19 protein-coding genes are annotated in these 23,400 nt (G+C 63.0%); 6 read left to right on the top strand and 13 right to left on the bottom strand.

Going from position 1 to position 23,400, the window contains the following annotated elements; translation table 11 throughout:
* The first annotated feature begins 17 nt into the window (after window positions 1-17).
* Window positions 18-1,463: a sigma-54-dependent transcriptional regulator gene (locus tag HG800_RS23095; protein WP_169980006.1), complete on the top strand. Its 1,446-nt coding sequence runs from the start codon at window positions 18-20 to the stop codon at window positions 1,461-1,463.
* A gap of 114 nt (window positions 1,464-1,577) precedes the next feature.
* Here the strand turns inward: HG800_RS23095 and HG800_RS23100 are convergent, their stop codons facing one another.
* The 13 genes from HG800_RS23100 to dnaK all read right to left on the bottom strand — a co-directional run bounded on the left by HG800_RS23100 (window position 1,578) and on the right by dnaK (window position 18,130).
* Window positions 1,578-2,477, bottom strand: coding sequence for a DUF3179 domain-containing (seleno)protein (locus tag HG800_RS23100; RefSeq protein WP_169980008.1), 900 nt, complete (start codon window positions 2,475-2,477; stop codon window positions 1,578-1,580).
* A 38-nt stretch (window positions 2,478-2,515) separates the two neighbouring features.
* The gene (locus tag HG800_RS23105) at window positions 2,516-4,288 is read right to left on the bottom strand and encodes a CRTAC1 family protein (RefSeq protein ID WP_169980010.1); all 1,773 of its coding nucleotides are present in this window, start codon (window positions 4,286-4,288) and stop codon (window positions 2,516-2,518) included.
* Window positions 4,289-4,325: 37 nt separating this feature from the next.
* The gene (locus HG800_RS23110) at window positions 4,326-4,496 is read right to left on the bottom strand and encodes a hypothetical protein (RefSeq protein WP_169980012.1); all 171 of its coding nucleotides are present in this window, start codon (window positions 4,494-4,496) and stop codon (window positions 4,326-4,328) included.
* Between the two features lie 136 nt (window positions 4,497-4,632).
* Window positions 4,633-5,655 (bottom strand): DUF1559 domain-containing protein, encoded by a 1,023-nt coding sequence (locus tag HG800_RS23115; protein ID WP_235963900.1) that lies wholly within the window; start codon window positions 5,653-5,655, stop codon window positions 4,633-4,635.
* 532 nt (window positions 5,656-6,187) lie between these two features.
* Window positions 6,188-8,551, bottom strand: coding sequence for a spermine/spermidine synthase domain-containing protein (locus HG800_RS23120; protein ID WP_235963910.1), 2,364 nt, complete (start codon window positions 8,549-8,551; stop codon window positions 6,188-6,190).
* Between the two features lie 238 nt (window positions 8,552-8,789).
* Window positions 8,790-9,587 (bottom strand): choice-of-anchor M domain-containing protein, encoded by a 798-nt coding sequence (locus HG800_RS23125; protein ID WP_169980018.1) that lies wholly within the window; start codon window positions 9,585-9,587, stop codon window positions 8,790-8,792.
* Window positions 9,588-9,884: 297 nt separating this feature from the next.
* Window positions 9,885-10,682, bottom strand: coding sequence for a DUF1559 family PulG-like putative transporter (locus HG800_RS23130; RefSeq protein ID WP_169980020.1), 798 nt, complete (start codon window positions 10,680-10,682; stop codon window positions 9,885-9,887).
* A 250-nt stretch (window positions 10,683-10,932) separates the two neighbouring features.
* Window positions 10,933-11,307, bottom strand: a complete 375-nt coding sequence (locus HG800_RS23135) for a hypothetical protein (RefSeq protein ID WP_169980022.1) — start codon at window positions 11,305-11,307, stop codon at window positions 10,933-10,935.
* 282 nt (window positions 11,308-11,589) lie between these two features.
* Window positions 11,590-14,250, bottom strand: coding sequence for an ATP-dependent chaperone ClpB (gene clpB / locus HG800_RS23140; protein WP_169980024.1), 2,661 nt, complete (start codon window positions 14,248-14,250; stop codon window positions 11,590-11,592).
* Between the two features lie 143 nt (window positions 14,251-14,393).
* Window positions 14,394-14,747 carry a hypothetical protein gene (locus HG800_RS23145; protein ID WP_169980026.1) on the bottom strand — a complete coding sequence of 118 codons (354 nt, stop codon included), beginning with the start codon at window positions 14,745-14,747 and terminating at the stop codon, window positions 14,394-14,396.
* A gap of 16 nt (window positions 14,748-14,763) precedes the next feature.
* Window positions 14,764-15,465, bottom strand: coding sequence for a Uma2 family endonuclease (locus tag HG800_RS23150; protein ID WP_169980028.1), 702 nt, complete (start codon window positions 15,463-15,465; stop codon window positions 14,764-14,766).
* Between the two features lie 102 nt (window positions 15,466-15,567).
* On the bottom strand, window positions 15,568-15,972 hold the full coding sequence (locus HG800_RS23155) for a hypothetical protein (protein WP_169980030.1): 405 nt from the start codon (window positions 15,970-15,972) through the stop codon (window positions 15,568-15,570).
* A gap of 220 nt (window positions 15,973-16,192) precedes the next feature.
* Window positions 16,193-18,130, bottom strand: a complete 1,938-nt coding sequence (gene dnaK / locus HG800_RS23160) for a molecular chaperone DnaK (protein ID WP_169980032.1) — start codon at window positions 18,128-18,130, stop codon at window positions 16,193-16,195.
* Between the two features lie 498 nt (window positions 18,131-18,628).
* Between dnaK and pheA the strand changes: the two genes are divergently transcribed.
* From pheA to HG800_RS23185, 5 genes are all read left to right on the top strand, one after another.
* Entirely contained in the window at window positions 18,629-19,801 is a 1,173-nt protein-coding gene (gene pheA, locus HG800_RS23165) for a prephenate dehydratase (RefSeq protein WP_169980034.1), read from the top strand.
* Between the two features lie 89 nt (window positions 19,802-19,890).
* Window positions 19,891-20,130 (top strand): DUF4058 family protein, encoded by a 240-nt coding sequence (locus HG800_RS28095; RefSeq protein ID WP_169980036.1) that lies wholly within the window; start codon window positions 19,891-19,893, stop codon window positions 20,128-20,130.
* Window positions 20,036-20,686: a DUF4058 family protein gene (locus HG800_RS23175; protein ID WP_261345975.1), complete on the top strand. Its 651-nt coding sequence runs from the start codon at window positions 20,036-20,038 to the stop codon at window positions 20,684-20,686. The genes HG800_RS28095 and HG800_RS23175 overlap by 95 nt, the downstream gene beginning before the upstream one ends.
* A gap of 156 nt (window positions 20,687-20,842) precedes the next feature.
* Entirely contained in the window at window positions 20,843-21,721 is an 879-nt protein-coding gene (locus tag HG800_RS23180; protein WP_169980040.1) for a class I SAM-dependent methyltransferase, read from the top strand.
* Window positions 21,722-22,058: 337 nt separating this feature from the next.
* A complete protein-coding gene (locus HG800_RS23185; RefSeq protein ID WP_169980042.1) occupies window positions 22,059-22,826 on the top strand; it encodes a hypothetical protein in 768 nt (255 codons plus the stop codon).
* The last annotated feature ends 574 nt before the right edge of the window (window positions 22,827-23,400 follow it).

The raw sequence follows: 23,400 nt of genomic DNA on the forward strand, positions 1-23,400 counted from the left end.
AACCGGGATGAAGCGCCATGGATCGACGCATCCTCGTGGTCGATGATAGCGAGCTGACCTGCCAGCAGCTCTCGTTGTTGCTCAGCCGACCCGATCGCCGGATCAAGGTCGTCACGAACGGCACCGAGGCTCTGGAACGAATCGTCGACGGCAAGTTCTCGCTCGTGCTCACCGACCTGCGGATGGACGGCCGGGGGATCGACGGGCTCGACCTGATCCGCGAGATCCGGCAGCGCGACCTGCCGGTGACGGTCATCGTCATGACCGCCTTCGCCTCGATCGACGTGGCCGTTGAGGCCATGAAACTTGGCGCCTACGACTTTTTGACCAAGCCGATCGACCCGGATCAGGTCCAGGTCCTTGTTGAGCGCGCCCTGGCCGACCGCAGCCTGCTCGACGAGGTCAACGACGCCCGAGACCGGCTCCGCCAGCGGTTCGGCTTTCACAACCTGCTCGGCACCAGCCCCGGCATGCGAGACGTGTTCGAGCGGGTCGAGCGCGTCGCCTCGGCCCACTGCAACGTCCTGATCACCGGTGAAACCGGCACCGGCAAGGAGCTGGTCGCCCAGGCCCTTCACCTGGCCGACGCCACCCGATCCGGCCCGCTTGTCGCCGTCAATTGTGCGGCCTTGCCCGAGCCGTTGCTTGAAAGCGAGCTGTTCGGCCACGAAAAAGGGGCCTTCACCGGGGCCGACCGCCGCAAGCAGGGTCGGTTCGAGCTGGCCGAGGGGGGCACCCTCTTCCTCGACGAGATCGGCGAGCTTCCCCTCGGCGTGCAGGCGAAGCTGCTCCGCGTCTTGCAGGACGGCACCTTCGAACGGGTCGGAGGCACCGAGACGTTGCAGGTCAACACCCGCATTCTCGCCGCAACCAATGTCGATCTCCGTCGCGCCGTGGCTGAGGGAACCTTCCGCGAAGACCTGTTCTTCCGGCTCAACGTCGTCACCGTCAACCTGCCGCCGCTTCGCGATCGGGTGGAAGACCTCCCGCTGCTGGTCGACCATTTTCTCGAACTTTTCCGCGAACGCGGCTACCCGGAGAAGACCTTCGCCCGCGAGACCCTCAGCCGGATGGCCCGCTACGACTGGCCGGGCAATGTTCGCGAGCTGGAGCACCTGGTCGAGCAACTGGCGATCACCGCTCCGGGAGAGGTCGTCCGTGTCGAGCACCTGCCCCCTTATCTCGCCGAAGGCCCCGACGAGGGCGCACTCGACCTGAGTTTTGACGTCCGCCGGCCGTTGCACGAGATTACCCGAGAGCTGACCGAGCGGATCGAGCGATCTTACCTTTGCGGCGTCCTCGAACGCTACCGAGGCCGCATCGACCGCTCGGCCGCCCACAGCGGGCTCTCTCGCCGGAGCATCAGTGAGAAGCTCCGGATTCACGCCATCGACAAGGCCGACTTCAAGCCCCGCTCCTCCCCCTCGGCATCGGCACGCCGAAGCGTCGCGGTCGGGGACTAATCGCGGTTCTCGCTGACCTTCTTGCGCGTTAGGAAACGGGGACTGGCTCCAAGTCTTCGAGGCGCCTGTCCCCATTTCCGGTGGAGAGCCCGCTTCCCGCAATTCCGCGATCGATCACTCCTCCGGAATCGGCTGCGAGCGATCGTTGCCGACCACCACATCGGTGTCCGAATACTGCCCGACCCACTCGCCCCAGGTTAGGCGTTCCAGGGCTTTGTGCGCCGGCAGCGTGGTGCCGACGTACTCGCCGTTGACACAGGAGAGGGCCGAGCCGTCGGGCTCTTCCAGCCAAAGGCTCTTGGTTTTCCGGTCGTAGAACAATGGGACCTTCTCGTCGGTCGCGTAGCCGGTGGTGCCGAGCGTCACCGTGGTGCCCTCGATGTCGCGACGGTAGAGACGCACCGTGTCCGGACCCCGCGCATAGACGATCGCGATGGGTGTTTCACCATCGAAATCGTTGACCACCTCGACCTTCGTCAAGACTCCCAGCGGATAGGCACGCGGGCCGGATTCGAGCACCACGCCCACCACCTCGTTCCGATCGCCGATGTTCTGGGCAATCTCCCCATCGGGGGCCTGGACAATCGGGTAATCAACCCCCGGAATCGAGTCGCGGCCGAAGCCGCCCTGGAGCACCAGTGGGTCGAACTGCGCCTCAGTCACGTCATAGAAGTCCGGGGTCTCGCCATCGCCGATCGAGGCCCAGAGCAGTTTCTTCCCGTCCTCCTCAAAGTGAAATTGGGGTGGGCGCGAGTTGTATTCCTTCCGGTAGTTCAGACCGAGATACCCGACCGGCGCCGAAAGGTCGCGATCTTCGACCGCAAGCTGATATTCCTTCACCTGTTCATACAGGTCGGCACCAACCAGCTTCCAGAAGAGGAATCCCCCCAGACCGAGAACGATCAGCGCGATCAAAACCCGGCTCAGCCAGGACGAGGAACGGGGAGGCTTCGGCGTCTTCGGCGGCTCGGCCGGAGGAGTCGGAGGGGTCGGATCGACAGGTTGCTGGCTCATCAAAATTCGCCTTCGGAACGGGGATCGAAGGAATCGGATCAGTCCTGAAAGGGACGACTCGTCATGGTCGGGCCGTCTTGATGGATCGTCAAGAACTCATTCACGTCAAGATTGTCGAAACGGTCTTCCGAGCCGTCGGGCCATCGTACGAGCATCGCGTCGATGGTCGAGGCATCGCCAAGCCCGAAGTGCAGCCGAACGTCCGACGCGGACAGGATACTCCCTCCGCGTCGGACCGTGTTCACGAAGGTCCGCCCCCCGGCCTCCAGTTCGACCCGAGCCCCGATCGCTTCCCGGTTCGGCCCTCGGCCGACCAGGCGGATCGTCACGGCCGACCCTTCGGGCATGCCTTCGTTGAGCAACATGCGCAAGGGACCGTCGATCGTTGAGATCACCAGATCGAGATCGCCGTCATTGTCCAGATCTCCCACGGCGACCGCGCGGCCCGATCGGATCGACGCCAGGTCGGGGCCCCAAACGGCCGTGACCTCCTCCATCGATCGCCCCTCGCGATTCTGAAGGAAGATCACCGGCTGGTCGTAAGCCGCATCAGGCACGTTGGGATAGACATGGCCATTGGCCTGAAACAGGTCGGGCCAGCCGTCGGCGTCGAAGTCGGCCAGAACCAGGCCCCAGCCGACAAAACCGCCGGTCAGCCCCCAGAGCGAGTAATTCCCGGAAAGATCTTCATACATTTGATTGCTGAGATTGGCGTACACCCGGCTCCCTTCCTGACGGAAATTGCTTACGGCCAGGTCGAGCCGGGTATCGCCGTTCAGGTCAGCCACATCCACGGCCATGCTCCCCTCGGCAATTCCATAGTTGTTGTATGCGACTCCGGCCGCAACGCCGATCTCTTCGAACCGGCCCCCACCCAGGCCCCGGAACAGTTCGTTGGCGTGGGTGTCGTTGGTCACATAAAGATCGAGATGACCGTCTCCGTCCAGATCGGTCAGCAGCGCCGACATCCCCTTGTTCGGCGTTCGCAAGAGCCCGGACTGCTCGGTCCAGTCCTCGAAGGTGCCGTCCCCACGGTTTCGCCAGAGGCGGTCGGTCTGGCCCGGCAAGGTCGCCGGCCCCTGGAAGACGGGAAGGCCGGGCAGATAATCGTTCAAGGGAGGGGGGTTGAGCGGATCGACGTCCAGATAATTCGTCACGTAGAGGTCGGGCCAACCGTCCCCGTCCACATCGCCCCAGGTTGCCGAAACGCCCCAGTTTGGGTCGTCGATCCCGGCCGCTTCGGTCACGTCAGCGAAGGTGCCGTTCCCCTGGTTTCGCCAGAGGGTATCAGGACCGTGTTGCACCACCATCAGATCGGGAAAACCGTCGGCGTCATAATCGGCCACAGCCACGCCCTGAGCCCAACCGGTATGCCGCAGCCCCGACGCCTCGGTCGAGTCCGTCCATTGGCCGGGCCCCTCGTTGCGGAACAGCCAGGGACCGCCGGCCGACCGCACCGCTCCGTCTCGAATTTCGGAGCCTCCCGCAACGAACAGATCAAGATCGCCGTCATCGTCAAAATCGAACAGAGCCACGCCCATCCCGATCGAGTCGAGCACGCAGCGCTTGCTTGGATCGCCGGATCGCGTCACCACGTCGATCCCGAACTCGGGAGCACGATCTACGAACCAGGGGCCGATCTCGGGCTTCGGAGGCGGCACCCGAGCCGACCCGGATCCGTCCCGATCACCGACTGCGCCATCGGTCGCCCCTCGACAACCCGCCGCCGCTGTCAGCGCAGCCCCAAGCCCAAGCACCACAAGGCCACGGAGGAAGGCCCCTGACGGCCTTCCTCCCGGGAGAAAACCCATGTGCAATGACTCTCCCTTTGATTCTCAGGCGAGCGGCTTACATGGCGCCGCCGTATTCCTTGGTCGCCTCCTGCTCGGCTTCCTCGAAATCGATTTCATCAATTTCGACCGGCGGCGGCGGCTTCTCCCCACAACCGGGAAGGCTCAGGACTGCCATCAGGGAGAGACCGATCACGAAACCGAACGCGTTCCTTCGGAAAAGTTGCATCTGCTCGTAAACCTTTCAGGAGAATCTTGGCGAGTAAGCAGATCAAGGCCTGCTCCCCATCCCGAATTGGGAATGGGGAACAGGCCAAAACCGGATTCCATGCACACCGTGACAATGGCGTGCCCGTCAATGATCATCAGTACTGATCGGCGCTCACAACTTCGCCACCGACTCGGGTGGAAAGCGCCATCCAGGTCGGCCAGGCGACCGATTCCTTGAAGAACTTCACACTGCCATCGGCCATCACCGCGTTGGCACCGCCCGGGTGATACGACGAGGCAGGCTTCATGATGAACCACCAGTCCGACGGACGGCAGCAGGTCTGGTTCGGGGTCCGGATCGCATTGAACCAGTTGCGCCAGATCGAACCTTCGACCCAGGCATACCCCTTGTACCGCCACGAACCGCCCCAGGGGATCTCACCGGAATTCCAGTCAATCTGATTGCAAGCCGCCACGGCCTCCTGAGGCGTCGACGTATTGGTCAGACCCACTGCCTGGAAGCAGTCGGAGACCTTCGTCCGGGCCGCCCCGACGACCAGGGGACCATTGGCCACCTCGGCGCAGAGCAAGGTGTTGCTGGAGCCGTCCTTGATCGACGCGAAGTTGACCAGGCTCAAGGCGTTGTTCGGCAAGCCGCCGATGGTCGTCTCGGGGCTGTTGCTGCGGCCGTACGATCGGCCGAACAAACCGTCCCACTGCTGCGTACGCGGGTACCACGTGCCCGAGTTCCAGGCGTAATTCGAAGCCCAGAACCGGAACGAATCGCTCGCGTACTCGGTGTAAATTTCCGAGGGGCACAGGTACGCGCTGATCCGGGTCCGGCCCACGGTGATGGTCGCCGGTTGAGTCCAGATCCAGCGCTGGCCCAGGTTGAAGTTGAACGAGTCATACACCTGGGTCTGTTCCAGGAACGGCAGCAAGCCGACCTGCGGCGACAGACCACCAGGCATCTCGCCCATGGGGAACGCTCCCCAGGTGTCGTGATAGTTGTGCACGGCCAACCCAATCTGCTTCAGGTTATTCGTGCACTGGGCCCGGCGAGCCGCTTCACGAGCGCTTTGGACCGCCGGCAACAGCAAGGCGATCAAGACACCGATGATGGCGATGACCACCAACAACTCGATCAACGTGAAGCCGCGGCGTTCTCGATGATTCAAGGTCACTCTCCTGTCAGAGGGGACTCCGAAACAACAGCGTGGCACACACATGAGCACGCCGACATTCCTGCCAGCACCCATGCGCGAACAACCACCACACTGACGGAAACGAGCAGGGAGAGGAAACGACAGCCCGTCACAGATCAATCGAAACCAGGAGAAATGATTCCGATCGGAACAACCAAATCCGGGAGAGGTTTTGACCACATCATGGTCATTCCTTGCCAGATCGGAACCGGAGTGGTTCCCAGAAGCGCCTCAAACAATAGCTTCACCCCGCCAAGAACGCAAAAGAATTTTCGAGGGATCGTATTTCTTAAACCAGATCACCCGCACAGCCAGCCTTGGATGGTTCCGGTTCCCTCGACTGGGAAAGCTCCCCAGCCCGCCGCCCCATTCGAGGGAGACCGGTTCTTAAACCAGACTCCCCAGAACACGGATCGCCATCAATTCCTACTGTTTGCCAAAGATTCCCAAACAGCACAATCAACGCAAACAACAACTCAAAACAACACACGCTGGCAGTTTGATGTCAGGGAGCTTCGCGACCCAGTTGCTCCCGCTGCCAGACCCGACGACGATACGTCGAGAGTGCCGGATCGTCCGATTCCGGCGTCTCAATCAAGGGATGAGCCGGCAGGGATCGCAACACCTGATCGAACAGATCGAGCAGGCGATCCCCCGTGAGCAACAGATCGTTGCGTTGTCGGATCGGCGCCAGGAACTCGACCCGAGGATGCTCGTCCGTATTCAGCCGAGCCCCTCTGGCAGGCGACGGCCAGTCACCCGCATAGAGCCGGGCCAGGGTCTCGGTCGAGTCGAGATACCGTTCGGGATCGTCCCGCGTCTCGGTCAGCAAGGGCAACCTGGCTTCGACCCGATCCGGTTCGATCGTCACCGGCTCCTCGGAACCGATCAACGCCATCATCGGTGTTTCCGACGACAGTTGCCCCCACCAGAGTGACGTGCTCGGAAACACCGAGGCGAAGCTGTCGGCAATCATCGTCAGTTCGTTCGCCCCAAGCTGGTAGAGCGGCAACCAGAGGCAGAACAGGCCCCCCGGATTCAGCCGGGATCGAGCGAGTTGAAATTGTTCCACCGTGTACAGATACCCTGCGCGGCTTTCCCACGGAACAAACAGATCGGAGATGATCGCGTCGTAGGACCGGCCCGAGGCCATCAGGTCGTGCCTTGCGTCGTCGATCCGAATCGTCACCTTCGGGTGATCCACCACCCCGAGATTCTCGGGCTCGAAGAACCGGGCCGCCTCGACCACCTCCGGAATCAGCTCGACGATCTCGATCCGATTGACCTCCGGGTGCATCGTCGCCGCTGCCGAGGTCAGGCCAGTCCCCAGCCCGAGAAACAACACTTCGCGCGGGTCGGGATGTAGCAAGAGCGGCAGGTGTCCCTGACGCAGTTCTCTGACCGTCGATCGGCCGGTCGAACCCAGCCCATAGTGCAGGTTCTGCCGCAAAATCCGACTCTCGGGAGCCGCCTGAACCACCTCGATCAGCCCGTACGGACCTTCCCAACCGGCCAGAATCGTGATGTTCGGATCAGGAGGCAAGGTCCGGACCCGCCCCGGAACCGCGATCGCAGAATTCGCCAGGCCCGCAAGCACCAGGGTGACCCCAACCGCCTCAAGACTTCGCCCCGATCGAACCATCAGCATGATCGAGATCACGGCGAAAATCAGGGAAACACCTGCAATCGACCACCACAGCCCCAGCTTCGGCAAGAAGACAAAACTTGCCAGCAGCGCCCCGATCGCCGCGGCCATCGCATTGCCGGCCGTCAGTCGCCCCACCACCACGCCCCCTCCCGGGCTCGACACGCCGGCCGCCTTCCAGATGCTCGGCAAGATCGCCCCCAGCACGCTCACCGGCGGCAAGACCACCAGCGCCACCAACCCGAACACCCCTACCAGATACGCGGCAAACGTCTCTCCAAAGGTGAAATATTCCAGACCCGTCAATCTAATAAACACCGGCACCGAGAGCGAGATGGCCACCGCCCCCATTCCGGCGGCGATTCCAATCAACCGCTCGACCGACATCCGATGATGCAACCGCGACACAGCCGCCGAGCCGATCGCCAGTCCCGCCAGAAACACCGTCAACACCGCGCCAAACGTATATGTGCTATTATGAAAGACCAAGGAAAACATCCGGGTATACAACACCTGTAATGCCAGCGTCCCAAACCCCGAAAGGACCGCAAGAACCAGCCAGAACCCGCCCGATCGCTCCTGAGCCGCCGGAGATTCCGCCGGATTCCATTCCGGGGCGGCCATACGCCCTCTGACCGCGAGGACACACGCAGCCACCCCGCATCCTCCCGAGAGCGCCGCCGCAAGCCACGCACTGCCCCGAACCCCGACCACAAGCATCAAGACTGCGGTCGTCAACACCACCCCAACCAGAGCCCCGGTCGTGTTCATCGCATAGGCCAGGGCCACCCGACCCGTCGCCAGGTGCCGATCCGGCGAAAGATGCTCGGCCATGAATGGCAAGCTTGCCCCCAGGCCGATCGTCGCCGGGAGCATCAGGGCGAATGCCAACAGAAACCGATTGAACACTTGCACGCCTGGCTCAGGATGCGACAGCCAGGCCGCCCACGACGATCCCTCGACCGCATCCAGCAGCACCGGCACCAGTGGCGCCCATCCCGCCACCACCAGTTCCGCCACCCCGTAGCCGAGCAGCGGGATCACCCGCTTCACCCAACGCGCCGCCAGCACATACCCAATCGCCATCCCCACAAAATAACACGTCAGCACCACCGACGCCGAATGCACCGTGTGCCCGAACAAGAGCCCCATCTGCCGCGACCAGGACACCTCGTAGATCAGCCCCGCCATCCCCGAGAGAAAGAACAGCGTGAGGATCGTCATCTGTCTCACGACTGATTCACCCTGATTCGGTTCTGCAAGCGGCACAAAATACATCATCGCGTGCGATTTTCTCCAATCGTCCGAAACGATGTCCATTGCCAACGAATCGTCACTGCACAGTGCAAAAAAATCGGCCTCTTGGTCCGAGGACCGAGAGGCCGACGACGCAACTCAAGGCGACCTTGCGGTTGACTCAACAACTCGCCGCCCGTTGCCGGATTGCCAGGTGCCTCACCGTTCACACGGAGGCCGATTCCGATCCCTGCCGACGACGACGGGCCACGGCCACGCCCCCAACCACCAGAACTCCCATGCTCATCATGGCAATGCTGGCCGGTTCAGGAATGACCGTCGTGCGCGGGCCAATCTGCACGGTGAAGTTGAAGATCTCCGACTCCACCGAGTCGCCGTTCGCATTGGTCGCCGTCACCTTGAACGGAAGAATATACGTCCCCGCTTCGGAGAACGCCCAGTTGTAATGATTGTGAATCGTCGACGGAGCGGAATCCGGCGCCGTCGCACTGCTCGACGCGAACAGTTCACCGAAGGCCGAGAACAACGAGAACACCCCGGGCCCCTCGAACAGGTCGCGCTGGAACTCGAAGTTGATCGTGGGGAACTGCGGTCGCAGGCCATTTGCAAGACCGAGGAACACGACGTCCGGCGTGTTGTCGCTCGTGCCGGCCCCGAACAGGAAATCGAGTTCCGAAGGACTGAACGAGAAGGGCAGGACGTAGAATTCGTCTCCGGCATTCACGCCCAGAAAATCAAACCCGGATCCGGCAGAGGCACCATTCCGACGCACCGTCTGGTCCAGGCCGATGAAGATCTCGACGTTGTAGTCTTCGAGCGAATAATGCGTGTCCGTATCCTCGTCGTGGAAGCCAAGCTCAACTTCCCCGCCGTGGAATTCCGCCTCGAAGTCGATGTGCTGGTTGGTGAAGACCACCGTCGACGCGGATCCGGTCGTTCCCAGCACCAAACTCAAGGCAAGGGCCAGGCTCGCAAGACGAACAGAAGGATGAAGCAAGATCACGAGAACTCTCTCCGTGTGAAAACGTTTGAGTGAAAAACAGTTCAGCGTTCCTTGACATGACACGTCGGGCTCGTTGACTCTCGACGAATCGCGGAGCTGGGGCCGGCCGGTCACGCTCAGGACGTACAGCGATCATTGCCCGATGTGCGGACACTCGTCCCGCACCTCGAGCCAAACCAAACGGAGCGCCCGTCACGCTCCGTTTCGACAACCCTCGGTGTGCCGAAGGCCGCCGGATTGGCGTTTTTCGTCAACTCGTGGAACCGAAAATCAACGAATCAATGGCCGGTGAACCGATCACCAACCGCCAGGCTTGACGAAGTTCTTGACATTCGTGCTCTGCTCGGCCCGAAGTTTAAGTTCCTCCTCCTCGACCGACTCCACATGACCATCCAGGAACAGGAGATTCGATGCCCCGTTGTGCCGATCGGTGGCGACCTCCCGCTGGACCTCCCTCCAGTTGTTTCGGTAAGGAGGCCGGAACCAGGACGTTGAGTGCGTGTGATCACCCGACTCGGCTTCCGAGGCAGGAATGATGCTCTCAAACGCGAGAATCGTATGAGCCGGCCGGCTCACGTCGGAAAGGTTCCGGACCCGAGTCACGTCCAGTCCGGTCATCTGACTCTGGAAACTGTCGGCAAAGTATTCGTTCAAGGTGTAGCTGGTGCTGTTGCCGACCCAGTAGTCGGTAAGAACGCCGCTGTTGGTGTTCTCAATGTAAACGCTCTCCGCCGTCAACCGAGCGTCCGCCTCGGGGTCGTTCGGGCAAACGCGAATTTGATCGTTATTATCGAGGTACGGCCGAAGACTCTGAATCCAGGACACGGTGGCTCTCGTCGTATCGATCGGTGATCCACCGCTGTGCAGTTCGTGAGACAGGCTCGGGAATCGCCCATTGTTGGCCGTCGCAAAGGCCAGCCAGGCCGCACCTAGCTGGCGCATGTTGTTCTGGCACTGGGCCCGTCGGGCCGACTCACGCGACCAGGCCAGCGCAGGCAGCAGCAAACCGACAAGAATCCCGATGATCGCCATGACCACGAGCAGCTCAACAAGTGTGAACGCCCGGAGACGACTCGCGCGATGGAGAACACGCATGAGAAAACCTCGATAAAATAGGATCGCACGATCGACGCCCAGATGATGGGCACGCCGGCGACAAAGGAATGGCGAGTGCGATCTCCTCCGTCTCCATGTCGAGCCACGCGACGAGAGACGAGGAACTCGGGCCGGGCACGTCAGCGCCGGTTCTTCCGATCAGAACCGACCGCCGCGCAACCAGGCACGTGCCAGCGGTTCACACCATGCGCACGACCGAAACGACACACGCATGGGGCCGATGACACGGTCAGCTCAGAGGAGGTGCTCGGGTTCGAGCCCACGAGGCAGAGATGAGGAGGTCGGCCACGGGGGGACGACCGAAATGAGGGCACCAAACCGGCTCGACCAGCAGCGGTTGATCGGCCAGTGTGCCCTGATGACTCAGACTGAAGTCGCAAGACAGGCAGCCGGTCGTTGTTGTACAGGACGAATTCTCGTCCTGATCCCAGAAGAACTGATTGGCAGCTTCCGCAGGATGCTCGTCTCCACACGGATCGTCCGACGTTTCGCACCCGGCAATCGCCACCGGCCCTTCATGGGCGTGGAACCCGTGTGCCAGCACGACCACCAGGCCGTACAGCAACGCAATCCACGAGCGGTGTCGAGTCAGGCGATCAGTCATTGACGAGGATCAAGTCCAGCCGGTGTCGGTTCTCAAGGTGTGTGCTGGGAAGTTCCCAACACAATCAGCAGACCAGACCATCGTGTTCCGATCCAACACCCACTGTCAAGCGATTTTCCAACCGTGTTGCCCGGAAGCACGATCCCGGCTTTTCCGGGTCCTGGCCCAGGTTGTCGAGACCCCCGATCGTCTGCCGCGCCACGCCCCGCGCGCGAACGCACCCCGGACGACAGGCTCGCCGTCCGGGTCGTGCGATCGGGCTTACGAATGCCGAACTTCGGCTTAGGCCTCGGCCGGTGTCCCGGCGTCGGCGGGGGTGAAGGTGAAGCGCTCGCCTGCCTCGTCCCAGTCAATCTGAAGGGTTGACCCCTTGGCAATCGAGCCGTCGAGCAAGCCGGTGGCAATCGGGTTCGCCAGGCGGCTCTGGATCACCCGCTTCAAGGGCCGGGCGCCAAAGGTCGGGTCGAACCCTTCCTCCGCCAGTTGCCACTTCGCCTTGGGCGTGACCTTCAGGGACAGACCAGCTTCAGTCAACAAGTGCTCAAGCCTTTGAAGCTGGATGTCGACGATCTGCGTCAGCTCCGTCATGCCCAGCGGGTGGAAGATGACCGTCTCGTCGATCCGGTTGAGGAACTCAGGGAGGAACTCGCGCCGCAGCACCTCCCGAACCGCGGCCTTCATCTCGTCCTCGCGGTCGGCCCCGGCCAGTTCGGCAATTGCCTGGCTGCCGAGATTGCTGGTCATGATGATCACCGTGTTCCGGAAGTCGACCGTCCGGCCGTGGCCGTCGGTCAACCGTCCGTCGTCGAGTACCTGAAGCAAGACGTTGAACACGTCTCGATGCGCCTTTTCCACCTCATCGAGTAGGATCACCGAGTACGGCCGCCGTCGGATCGCTTCGGTCAACCGTCCCCCTTCCTCGTAACCGACATAGCCGGGAGGGGCACCGATCAGGCGGGCGACGTTGTGCCGTTCGCCGTATTCGCTCATATCAATCCGGACCATCGCCTGCTCACTGTCGAACAGGAACTCGGCCAGCGCCTTGGCCAGCTCGGTCTTGCCCACGCCGGTCGGACCGAGGAACAGGAACGAGCCGATCGGCCGGTTCGGGTCCTGCAACCCGGCCCGGGCACGTCGCACGGCCTCGGAGACAGCATGTACGGCCTGCTCCTGATTCACCAAACGCTGGTGGATATGATCTTCCAGCTTCAAAAGCTTTTCCCGCTCGGTCGCAAGCATCCGGCTCACCGGAATGCCGGTCCACTGGCTGACGACCTCGGCAATCTCCTCGGCGTCCACCTCATCCTTGAGCAGGCGGCGGCCCTCCTGGGCCTGGCCGTCGGCCTCGGCGTTCGCCTCGCTCTCGCCGATTCGGCGCTCCAGCTCCTTGCGCTCGGCGTCGAGCTGGGCCAATGCCCGATAGCGATCCTCGCCCGGAAGCTCGCCGCGTTGCTGCATTTGCCGGAGTTCGTCGTAGGCGCGGCCGAACTCGATCTGGATCTGCGCCAGCCGCTCCCGCATGCCGTGGATGTCTCCCAGCCCCGACTTCTCCAGCTCCCACTGACGGCGGAGGTCCTGGAGCTGCCGCTCGATGTCGGCAATCTGGTCCTCGATCTCGGCCAGGCGCTCCTGGGCGTGTTCTTCGTGTTCTCCCTGGAGCATCCGCTCGGCCAGTTGCAGTTGCAACAGCTTGCGCTGAAGCATGTCGATCTCGGTCGGCACCGACTGCTGCTCCATCGACAACCGGCTCGCCGCCTCGTCCACCAGGTCGATCGCCTTATCTGGCAAGAACCGATCGGTGATGTAGCGGTCCGATAGTTTTGCCGCTGCGACAAGTGCCGAATCCTTGATCTTGACCTTGTGGTGAACCTCGTAGCGCTCCTTCAAGCCTCGGAGGATCGAGATGGTGTCCTCGACCGACGGCTCTCCCACGAAGACCGGCTGGAATCGGCGTTCCAGGGCCGGGTCTTTTTCGATGTGCTGGCGGTACTCGTCGAGCGTCGTCGCCCCCACGCAACGCAGTTCGCCTCGGGCCAGTGCTGGCTTGAGCAGGTTCGCGGCATCCATCGCGCCATCGGCCTTGCCGGCCCCGACGACCAGATGCAGTTCGTCGATGAACAGGATGATCTTCCCTTCGGAGCTGGTCACTTCCTTGAGAACCGCCTTGAGTCGGTCCTCGAACTCGCCGCGGTACTTCGTCCCGGCGATCAACGCCCCCATGTCCAGAGCAATCAGCTTGCGGTCCTTCAGCGTTTCCGGCACGTCTCCCGAGACGATCCGCTGCGCCAGGCCTTCGATGATCGCCGTCTTGCCCACGCCCGGCTCACCGATCAAGACCGGATTATTCTTCGTTCGGCGGCTCAACACCTGCACTACCCGCCGGATCTCGGAATCACGTCCGATCACCGGGTCGATCTTCCCCTGCCGGGCCAGCTCGACGAGGTCTCGGCCGTAGCGTTCGAGCGCCTGGTACTTGTCTTCCGGGTTCGGGTCGGTCACGGCTTGCCCCCCTCGGACGTTCTGCAAGGCCTTGAGCAAGTCTTGCTCGGTCACGCCGAGGGCCGCCAGCACCTCCTGGGCTCGGCTCTTGATCTTGCAAAGGCCAATCAACAAATGCTCGACCGAAACATATTGATCTTTCATCCGGTCGGCTTCGGCCTGCGCGGCGTCGAAGACCTGGGCCAGCTCGGGGCTCAGGGTCTGATCGCCTCCCGAGACCTTCGGCAGGGCGTCGAGCCCCTGATCGACCGCTTTCTTGAGCTGCGCGGGACTGACCCCAAGGTGTTCCAGGATCGACTTGACCACAGGTTGATCCGGGCCGAGCAGGGCGGCCAGCAGGTGCATCGGCACGAGCCGCTGATGGCCGTGGTCGCGGGCAATCCCCTGCGATTGCTGCACCGCTTCCTGGCTCTTAAGGGTCAATTTCTCAAATCGCATCGCCATGATCGTCCTCCCTTCCCCCGCCTCCGGGCCGTCATCGGCCCCAGCGTCATATGGAATTTTCTCGAACCATCCGTTCGTTCATGACAGTACGACACAAACCCCCGAATCGTTCGCCCTCAATGATCTTTGAATCTGGGGATGACTCAGGCGTCAGGCCCCAGCAATCCGGCCGGCACCTCGCGTGGCCAGTCGAAGTGCAGGCAGCGTTCCAGCGCCTCGGCCCAGGCCCGATCAGGATCGGCCGACGGATACGGCACGTGCCAGCCGCCGCCGGGCATGCCCGTATCCTTGCGAACAACCAGGGCCGCCAGGTCCGGCAAGCCCGAGCGTCGGCAACGTTCGGACAGCGGGATGAGCAACTGCCGATGCAGGTGCCTCCGGTTCAACGGCGGCCCCGCCCGCCCGGCCAGCTCGGTATAAGTCACCGTCCTGCCCATCTGCACCGCCTCCCTCAGGATCGGCCAGGAGCGTCGGATCAAGGTGTCGAGGTCGGTCATACTCGAGGCTTGGCGATCAGCCTGCCGGGTTGCCGAGGATCACATTCACCGGGCGTTGTTTGTTTGGAAGCGGATCGTTCCAGAGCCATCCGACATCGAGCCAGAATCCCGGGACTGCCGAGGACTCCCACCGGCCCGAACTGAGGCGATGTGTCTCGTATTCCTGCCCGACCAACCGCTCAACGATCAGGACCTTGTTCCAATCGTCGACGAAGACGATCTCCGGGACTCTCGCGTCCTTATCGATGCCCGCCTTGCGCTTCAGGTCGTGCGACCGATTGCCCGGAGAGAGGATTTCCACCACAAGGACCGCCGCACCAAAGGCCAGGTTTCCGGGGGGCAGGGGTTCCTCTCCAACCGGAGTCACGAAGACATCGGGTTCGAGGTCTCGATTCGGGGCCACCCGGAAGACTGCCGGCCCCATCATGACCTCTCCCAGCTCCCGAGCCTCGCTGTAAGTCGACAGCAGGACATACCAGAAACCGACCAACTTTTGATGACGAGGCGACACGGGAGACGGCATGTAAACGATCCCGTCGATGAATTCGCAGTACCGATTCTCAGGAGCGAACCGGAAGAAGTCCTCCTCGGTCTGGCCCTCGATCATGACCATCGCATCGGCTGAGATCGACGAGCGGTCGTACCAAGATTCCGGGGGCGTGGGCTCCACCTCCGGATGCCTCCGGTGATCGACGTCCGATTCGGTTCGGGATGCCATCACCTTGTCCTCCCTCACGGTCACTCATGCTCGATCGCTCAAGTCCGCATCGATCAAGCGAGGCGTCTGACCGGACGTTGGCGCGAGCGTTGGGCCGGCCGCTCAGAAGAACGGCTCGTCCGGCCAGTCGAAGTCGCGGGCCGTTCGGTAGCGCTCGAACCAGAAGCGCACGTCTTCGGATTCAGCCTCGGAGCGCGTGACGTAGATCTCCCACCAGATGGCCGAGGGGCGAAGCAGCTCTCCCGAGTCGCTCCGCTTGGGCTTCTGGATGACCAGCGCCGCCAGGTCGGGCTTGTCGTGTTCGAGGCAGGCGGCCTGAATCGGCTTGAGCCGACGGGCAAACACGGTGCGGGGCGATTCCTTGATCGACAGTTCCTCGCCGCAGCGCCGGCAGAGGTCATCATAGGTGATCCAGCCGCCTCGCCTGCCGTTGCGAGCATCTTCGGCCAGCTCGCGGGCGATTTTCACCAGCAAGGGGTACACCGGCCGGGCATCGTCAAGAACCATCGCCATCCTCCCGGAAACGGGGCAACGAAGCCGGGCTCCAGGGGCATCGGGTGGAGCCGGGCAGGGGGGTGGGTGCGGTTGCAAGCCCTTGAGCCGGGCGGACTCGGCGACGCCCCGAGGGCCGCCGAATGGCTCCGGGGCCACCGCGTCCGTCGCCCGGAAATCTCCAGGCGATCGGAACGGCGACCCCGCCAGGGTCATGGTTACGCGTGTCGATCCGTTACTTCTTCTCTTCGAACTCGACGTCGATGACGTCTTCGCCGTGGCCGCCCGTCTGGGCGCCATCGCCGCCAGGGGCATGGCCGGCGTCGGGACCGGCCGCGCCAGCTCCGGCCTCGGCTCCCGGGCCTCCCGCAGAGGCGTACAGGTGCTCGGACATCGCCCGGCTGGCCTGCATCAGGTTGTCGATGGCCGACCGAATGGCGGCCACATCGTCAGAGCCTTTCACTTCGTTGACCTTCGCAATGGCCGCCTGCACGGCCGACACATCGGCCTCAGAGAGCTTCTCCTTGCTGTCGGCAATCAGCTTCTCCATGCGGTAAACGTGCTGCTCGGCCTCGTTGCGGGCCTCGGCCAGCTCGCGACGGCGCTTGTCGTCGGCGGCGTGGCTCTCGGCGTCGCGGCGCATCTTCTCGATCTCGTCCTGGCTCAGGCCGCCGGAGGACTGGATCGTGATCTTCTGCTCCTTGCTCGTCCCCTTGTCTCGGGCCGAGACGTTGAGGATGCCGTTGGCGTCGATGTTGAACGTCACCTCGATCTGAGGCACGCCCATCGGCGCCGGCGGAATGCCGTCGAGGTTGAACTCGCCGAGCAACCGGTTGTCGCCGGCCATCGGCCGCTCGCCCTGGTAAACCTTGATCGTCACGGCCGACTGGTTGTCATCGGCGGTGGTGAAAGTCTCTTTCTTCTCGGTCGGAATCGTCGTGTTGCGGGGGACCAGGACGGTCATCACGCCCCCCTTCGTTTCCAGGCCGAGCGACAGCGGTGTCACGTCCAGAAGCAACAGATCCTTGACGTCTCCGGTCAGCACCGCCCCCTGGATGGCCGCGCCAATGGCCACGACCTCGTCGGGGTTCACCCCCTTGTGCGGTTCCTTCCCGAAGATGTCCTTGACGATCTGCTGAATGCGGGGCATCCGGGTCGAGCCGCCGACGAGCACCACCTCGTCAATGTCGCTGGCCTTCAACCCGGCGTCTTGCATGGCCTTGTTAACCGGCCCCTTGCACCGCTCGAACAGGCTGTCGGTCAGCTTCTCGAACTCGGCCCGACTGATGCTCATCGTCAGGTGCTTCGGCCCGGTCTGGTCGGCCGTGATGAACGGCAGGTTGATGTCGGCCTGGGCCTGGAAGCTGAGGTCTTTCTTCGCCTTCTCAGCCGCTTCCTTCAGGCGCTGCAGGGCCATCTGGTCCTTGCGCAGGTCGATCCCTTGCTCGCGCTGGAACTGGTCGGCAATGTGGTGAATGAGCGCCTCGTCCCAGTCGTCGCCGCCGAGGTGCGTGTCGCCGTTGGTCGAGAGAACCTCAAAGACGCCGTCGCCGACGTCCAGGATCGAGATATCGAACGTGCCGCCGCCGAGGTCGAAGACGGCGATCTTCTCGTTCTTCTTCTTGTCCAGGCCATAGGCCAGTGCCGCGGCCGTCGGCTCGTTGATGATCCGGGCCACTTCGAGGCCGGCAATCTGCCCGGCGTCCTTGGTCGCCTGCCGCTGGCTATCGTTGAAGTAGGCCGGCACGGTGATCACGGCCTTGCGGACCTTGTGCCCCAGGTAGCTCTCGGCCGCTTCCTTCAGCTTGCGCAGGATCAAGGCCGAGATTTCCGGAGGAGTCTGGTCCTTGCCGCCCGACTGCACCCGGACGTAATCGCTCTCGCCCCCGGTAATCTCGTAGGGGACCATGCGCTCCTCACCCTTGACCTCGCTGTGGCGACGGCCCATGAAGCGCTTGATCGAGTAAATCGTCCCCTTCGGATTGGTGATCGCCTGACGCTTGGCCGGCTCGCCGACGAGCGTTTCCCCCTTGGTGGTAAACGCAACGACCGACGGCGTGATCCGGCTGCCTTCCTGGTTGGCGATCACCGTCACGTCGCCACCTTCCATCACGGCGACGACGCTGTTCGTCGTGCCCAGGTCGATCCCGATAATCTTTTCACCTTCTGCCACGTCGCTGCTCCTTTCCCGAAGTGATCCGCCCCAGGCTCCAGACGGACCTCAGGGTCCGCCCGCTCCCCCGACCTTCCGACCCGGATCACTTCCCGGGTTCTCGGGCGGGCAATAGACTCTTGGTCCCCAACGCAAGCGGTGTACCATTGCTTCGAGCATCTCGACGGTGGAGCAACGCAAGCTCCTGTGATCAAAGAGATTCCGACGAGGACTCCCGCACCGAAACGCACCACGATCGCGTCCAGCAAATGCCGAAATGACAGGACCGATTCCCGGCCGCATCTCCGAGGCCTGCCAATTTGACAGCACCCCGGCGGCGACCCGAGTTCGACCCTCACCTTCCGGATTGTATTCGAAGACCGTCGGGGGCGAAAGCGGCCGGAGAGAATTCGCTTGACAACCCTTCGACCCCCCTGTAATCACTTGCAAACCACCCGAGTAAACTCCCCGCCTCACCGCCCCGTTCCCGGGGCCGACCGCTCGCCGACGAGACTCCCGATGCCGACGAAGCCCAAAGGCGAACCGTCCCCCGACGTCTCCTCTCGCCGGGGGAAAGGACGCGTCGATGCCCGACGCGCCCCGACCCTGGCCAGCCTGCGCGCCGAAATCGACCGGATCGACAAGGAACTCGTCCTCCTTCTGAACCGTCGCGCCGAAATCGCCACCCAGATCGGCCAGGTCAAGGAACGCGACGGACTCGAAGTCTGGTCCCCCGCCCGAGAGGAGGAGGTCATCACCCGGGCCCTCTCCCAGAGTAAGGGCCCCTTGCCCGAACAGACCGTCCGCCTCATCTTCCGCGAGCTGATGAGCGGCTCTCGCTCCATTCAGCGCAGCCTCCGCGTGGCCTGCCTCGGTCCCAAGTACAGCTACAGCCACCTCGCCTCGATCGCCAAGTTCGGCAACGCCGTCGAGCACGTCCCCGTCGGCTCGATCGCCGCGGTCTTCGAGGAAGTCAACCGCCGCCACGTCCAGTTCGGCCTGGTGCCCCTGGAGAACTCGACCGACGGCCGCATCTCCGACACCCTGGAGATGTTCACCCGCCACGCGGGGTTGAAAATCCGCGCCGAGGTCAAGCTGCGAATCCACCACTGCCTACTCGGCAAAACTCCCTGGGCCGACGTCCGACGCGTCTACTCAAAGGCCCAGGCCCTCTCTCAGTGCCGCCACTGGCTGAGCAAAAACCTGCCGCAGGCCAGTCTGGTTGAGGTCGTCTCGACCGCCCATGCCGCCGAGATCGCCCAGCGCGAGCAGTTCTCCGCCGCCATCGCCAGCCGAACCGCCGCCGACGCCTACGGGCTCGACGTCCTGGCCGAGAACATCGAAGACCAGGTCTACAACGTCACCCGATTCGCCGTCATCGCCGAACAGTCCGAGGCCCCCACCGGCCGCGACAAGTCCACCCTCTTGCTCCGCATTTCCAACCAGGCCGGCGCCCTCTCCAAGGTCCTCGCTGTCTTCGAAAAGGCCGGTCTGAACCTGACGATGATCGAGTCCTTTCCCCTCCCCTCCGAAAGCCTTCCCGGCCGCGACCCCTCTTACCTCTTCTTCCTCGACGTCGAAGGCCACGCCGACAAGCCCGAGGTCGCCAAGGTTCTCGACCTCGTCCGCAAGCGCTGCGAACGCCTCGAAGTCCTCGGCTCCTACCCCCGCGGCGATTGCGTCGAGAGCTGATCGCAAGAGCATTACCGCATCGGCTTCCGGTCTAGTCGTTACAATAAACGATGGCGACCTCTCCGCTCGTCTTTGGGAGCCTCGCGATCATGAAAAGCCCATTCCCCGGCATGGCCCCCTACCTCGAAGCCTTCTGGTCCGACATCCATCCCCGCCTGACAATCTACGCCAGCGACGCAATCCAGCGAGGTCTCCCGAGGGACTTGCGGGCCCGCATCGAAACACAGGTCTACATTGAGGACCTTACCAGAGGCAATCGCCGGATCAAGCCCGACGTCGTCGTCGTGGAACGGCCAAAGGCTCCTGAACGCACCCTCGCCGCTCCGTGAAGATGGAGGGGTCGCGATTGCAGAGCCAATCGTCGTCCACATGCCGGAGATCGAACAGAAACTGCGATTCATTCAGATCCTCGACATCGGGAACGGAGGCCGGGTCGTGACGTCGATCGAATTCCTGAGCCTTGCCAATAAGGTCTCGGGACGAGGACAAGAACTTCATCTTCGCAAGCAGGCGCAACTCATGGATGCAGGCGTAAACCTCGTGAAAATCGACCTGCTCCGCGATGGCGATCGCGTCATGATCCTCAGGCCTGAGCACATCCCACCCCACGCCCGCACGACCTACCAGATCGTCTGCTGGAGGGCCCACCACCGGAAATCCTTCGAGGTCTTCCGGGCCCCCCGCCGCCAGCCACTTCCAATAATCCCCATCCCCCTCCGCGAACACGATCCTGACGTCCCGCTCGACCTCCAGGCCCTCATCGATCAGGTCTACGAGAACGCTGAGTACGACGACATCGACTACCGCGCCGACCCCGTTCCCTCCCTCTCCGGCGAAGACGCCTCCTGGGCCGACGGCCTGCTCCGCGGCCGAGGGCTCCGCTAGACAAGACCCGCCCAATCGACGATAGAACACAGAGCCAACGCGAGCCGACCGGCCAAGTAGCCCAGGGCATCGGTACCCGGCCGATCCAATCTGAGCTGATCCGAGCCGAGCCGCGATCGCTCCTCTCTCTCTCGCCTTCGGGAAGGAACCCGCCTTATGGCCAATGTCCTGGAGTCGTCTCGCCCTTCCTCCACCACCCGCCCCTCGGCCGTTCACCCGCACAATGTCCCCGCCTCCCAGCCCCTCCGTTGGGATCACGACGCCGAGATCCAGGCAATCCGCACCCTTTGGAACCGTCAGAAACGTGAGGACACCATCTCCGGCGTCCTTGGCACCGACTTCGCCTACACCGCCGCCCACATCGAGCAGGACATCCCCCTCCGCCGCCGCCTCCGCGTCCTCGACCAGATCACCCCGCACCTGCACGGCCGGGTCTTCGAGTGGGGCTGCCAGCACGCGATCGACTCCTGCGTCTACCGCCTCCGCCTCGGCGACACCCTGGAGCTGCACGGCGCCGACCTTTACCCGCCCGGCCCCTTCCACGTCCTCCACCAGTTCAGCGGCTTGCAGTACCGGCAACTCGAACACCCCGTCTTCATGCCCTATCCCGACGGCTTCTTCGACGTGATCACCTCCAACGGCGTTCTCGAACACGTCGCCGATGACGCCACCTCCCTCCACGAGGTCGCCCGCATTCTCCGGCCCGGTGGCACCTTCGTCATCACCTGCCTGCCGCACCGCTTCAGCTACACCGAGGCCCTTCAGCGCACCCTGAAACACAACGCCCACGACCGCCTCTACACGATCGCATCCACCACCACCATCCTCCAGGCCGCCGGCTTCCATGTCGTCGATGCCGGTTTCGCCTTCGTCCTGCCGACGATGCTCTACGGCTTCCCCCGCTGGCTCCAGACCGCCTTCAACCGCCTCGACCGACCCCTCTACCGACTCAACGCCCTTCTCGAACAGGTTTGGCCCCTGAAGCTCCTCGCCAGCAACCTCTGGCTCGTCGCCCGCAAGCCGCCCCTCGCCTAACGCGTTTCTCCCTTGCGACTGGCGCGTCAGGAAATGGGGACTGGCTCCGAGTCTTCGAGGTGCCTGTCCCCCATTTCCGGCAGAGGCGATATGACCAATCGAAAACCACAGGTGACCTCGGTGGATCGCCAATCTAGGTCGCAAAGCGAAGCGAGGTTATCCCACCGCCTTCGGGAAACTCGCGCAGCTGCGCCGCCTTCGTCGGCGAGCCACCGGGGACAAATGCGACCGCATTGGCGCGTCCGAACGGATCATAATCCTTGGAGCTACCGCGCGAATTCTACCGACCCTGAAGGCCGACATGACTGTAGCGATCGTTCATGGAGGGTGATGGATCATGATAAATCATGCAATCCTGAGGAGGATGGGCCTCCGCATCGCGGTGATGTTCGCCGCGAGTTCGGTGCTGACAGGCTGCATGTCCGATCAATTGCGGTATACCAGTTCGCGCCTGCCATCCTCGCTTCCCGACATCACCCAGAACCAGATCCTGACGAACCTCGCCCGGACCGCTGCCGATCCCTCGGCCATCCCGTTCTTCGCCCTGATCTCGGACGGCGTGGCCAACGTCCGGGATTCCGGCGCCGTCGATGCTTCGTTCCAGGTTAGGGTCAAGGAATTCACACGAAACACCCTCGGCACCGGAGCGAGCCGGGAGGTCACCGGGAACTGGTCGCTCAAACCGACCACCAATCCTGATCGCCTCCTGGCCATGCGCGGGGCGTATCGTCTCGCCCTCGGGCTACCGATCCACCCCGATGAAGAGGGCGAAATCATCCGCTTCCTGGGACACACCGGGCTCAACCAGATCCCGGCGGGATTCGTCAGAAGCGGCGGCAAGCGAGACGTGCCCCGGAAGAATGAGACCCTCTACGTGGGCTACTCAAACGGGGCGTACATCTGGGTGACGCCGGACCAGGCAGAGGCGTTCGCCCGGTTTACCCTGGTAATCCAGCGGCTCTACCTCAACGAGCTGGGCAGCGCGGGCGTGAACGAGATCGCTCCAATCGCTCCAAGGCCGCCGGGCGTCACGCCCGGCCAAACCCCGTCGCGCGATTTCCCCCCCAGCGGCTTCAATCAGGGCCTGTTCTTCGTGCCCCGCTGATCCGCTGTGCTGGTCGAGGCCGCGATCAGAGGCACGGGGGGACGGCGCATCCAGCCGTGTCTCATTGCGTTGAAGACCACCCGCGGACGGTGCTCAATGCCGATCCCTAAAATTCTTCCCTCCTCATGATTTCGTGTGACCAAAACCAACCGATTCCCCGATCATTTCGTCGGCCGATCTCCCTGTATCGCTCCGCCACCCGCCCGCTGCACCCTTTCGAACGCCCACCATGACTGCCCAGACCCAAACATACATGCTCCCACGAATGCCTTTTCCTCGCTCGAATCACCCTCTCCATCCGGCGTCGTTCGAGCCCCTACATCCCCCGTCCAATTCTCGAAACGAACCGAACCTCCTCGCTGTAACTCCTTTTCTCAATAGCCTATCCATCCGAAGCCTTTCCACATCCCCGGCGCACCGGACGGCGCACCAGCCCGCGCACGACCAGCGCAACAGCCCGCCTCGTCCCGTCCTCATCCCTCCACCGCCCCTCCCCACCGTTCCCTCCCATTCAAGTTCCATCCGTGTTCCATCCGAAGCTCCAACCTTTCCTCCTCGATTCCCGAAACGAACC

It is taken from the genome of Tautonia rosea, assembly GCF_012958305.1.
GTDB lineage: Bacteria > Planctomycetota > Planctomycetia > Isosphaerales > Isosphaeraceae > Tautonia > Tautonia rosea.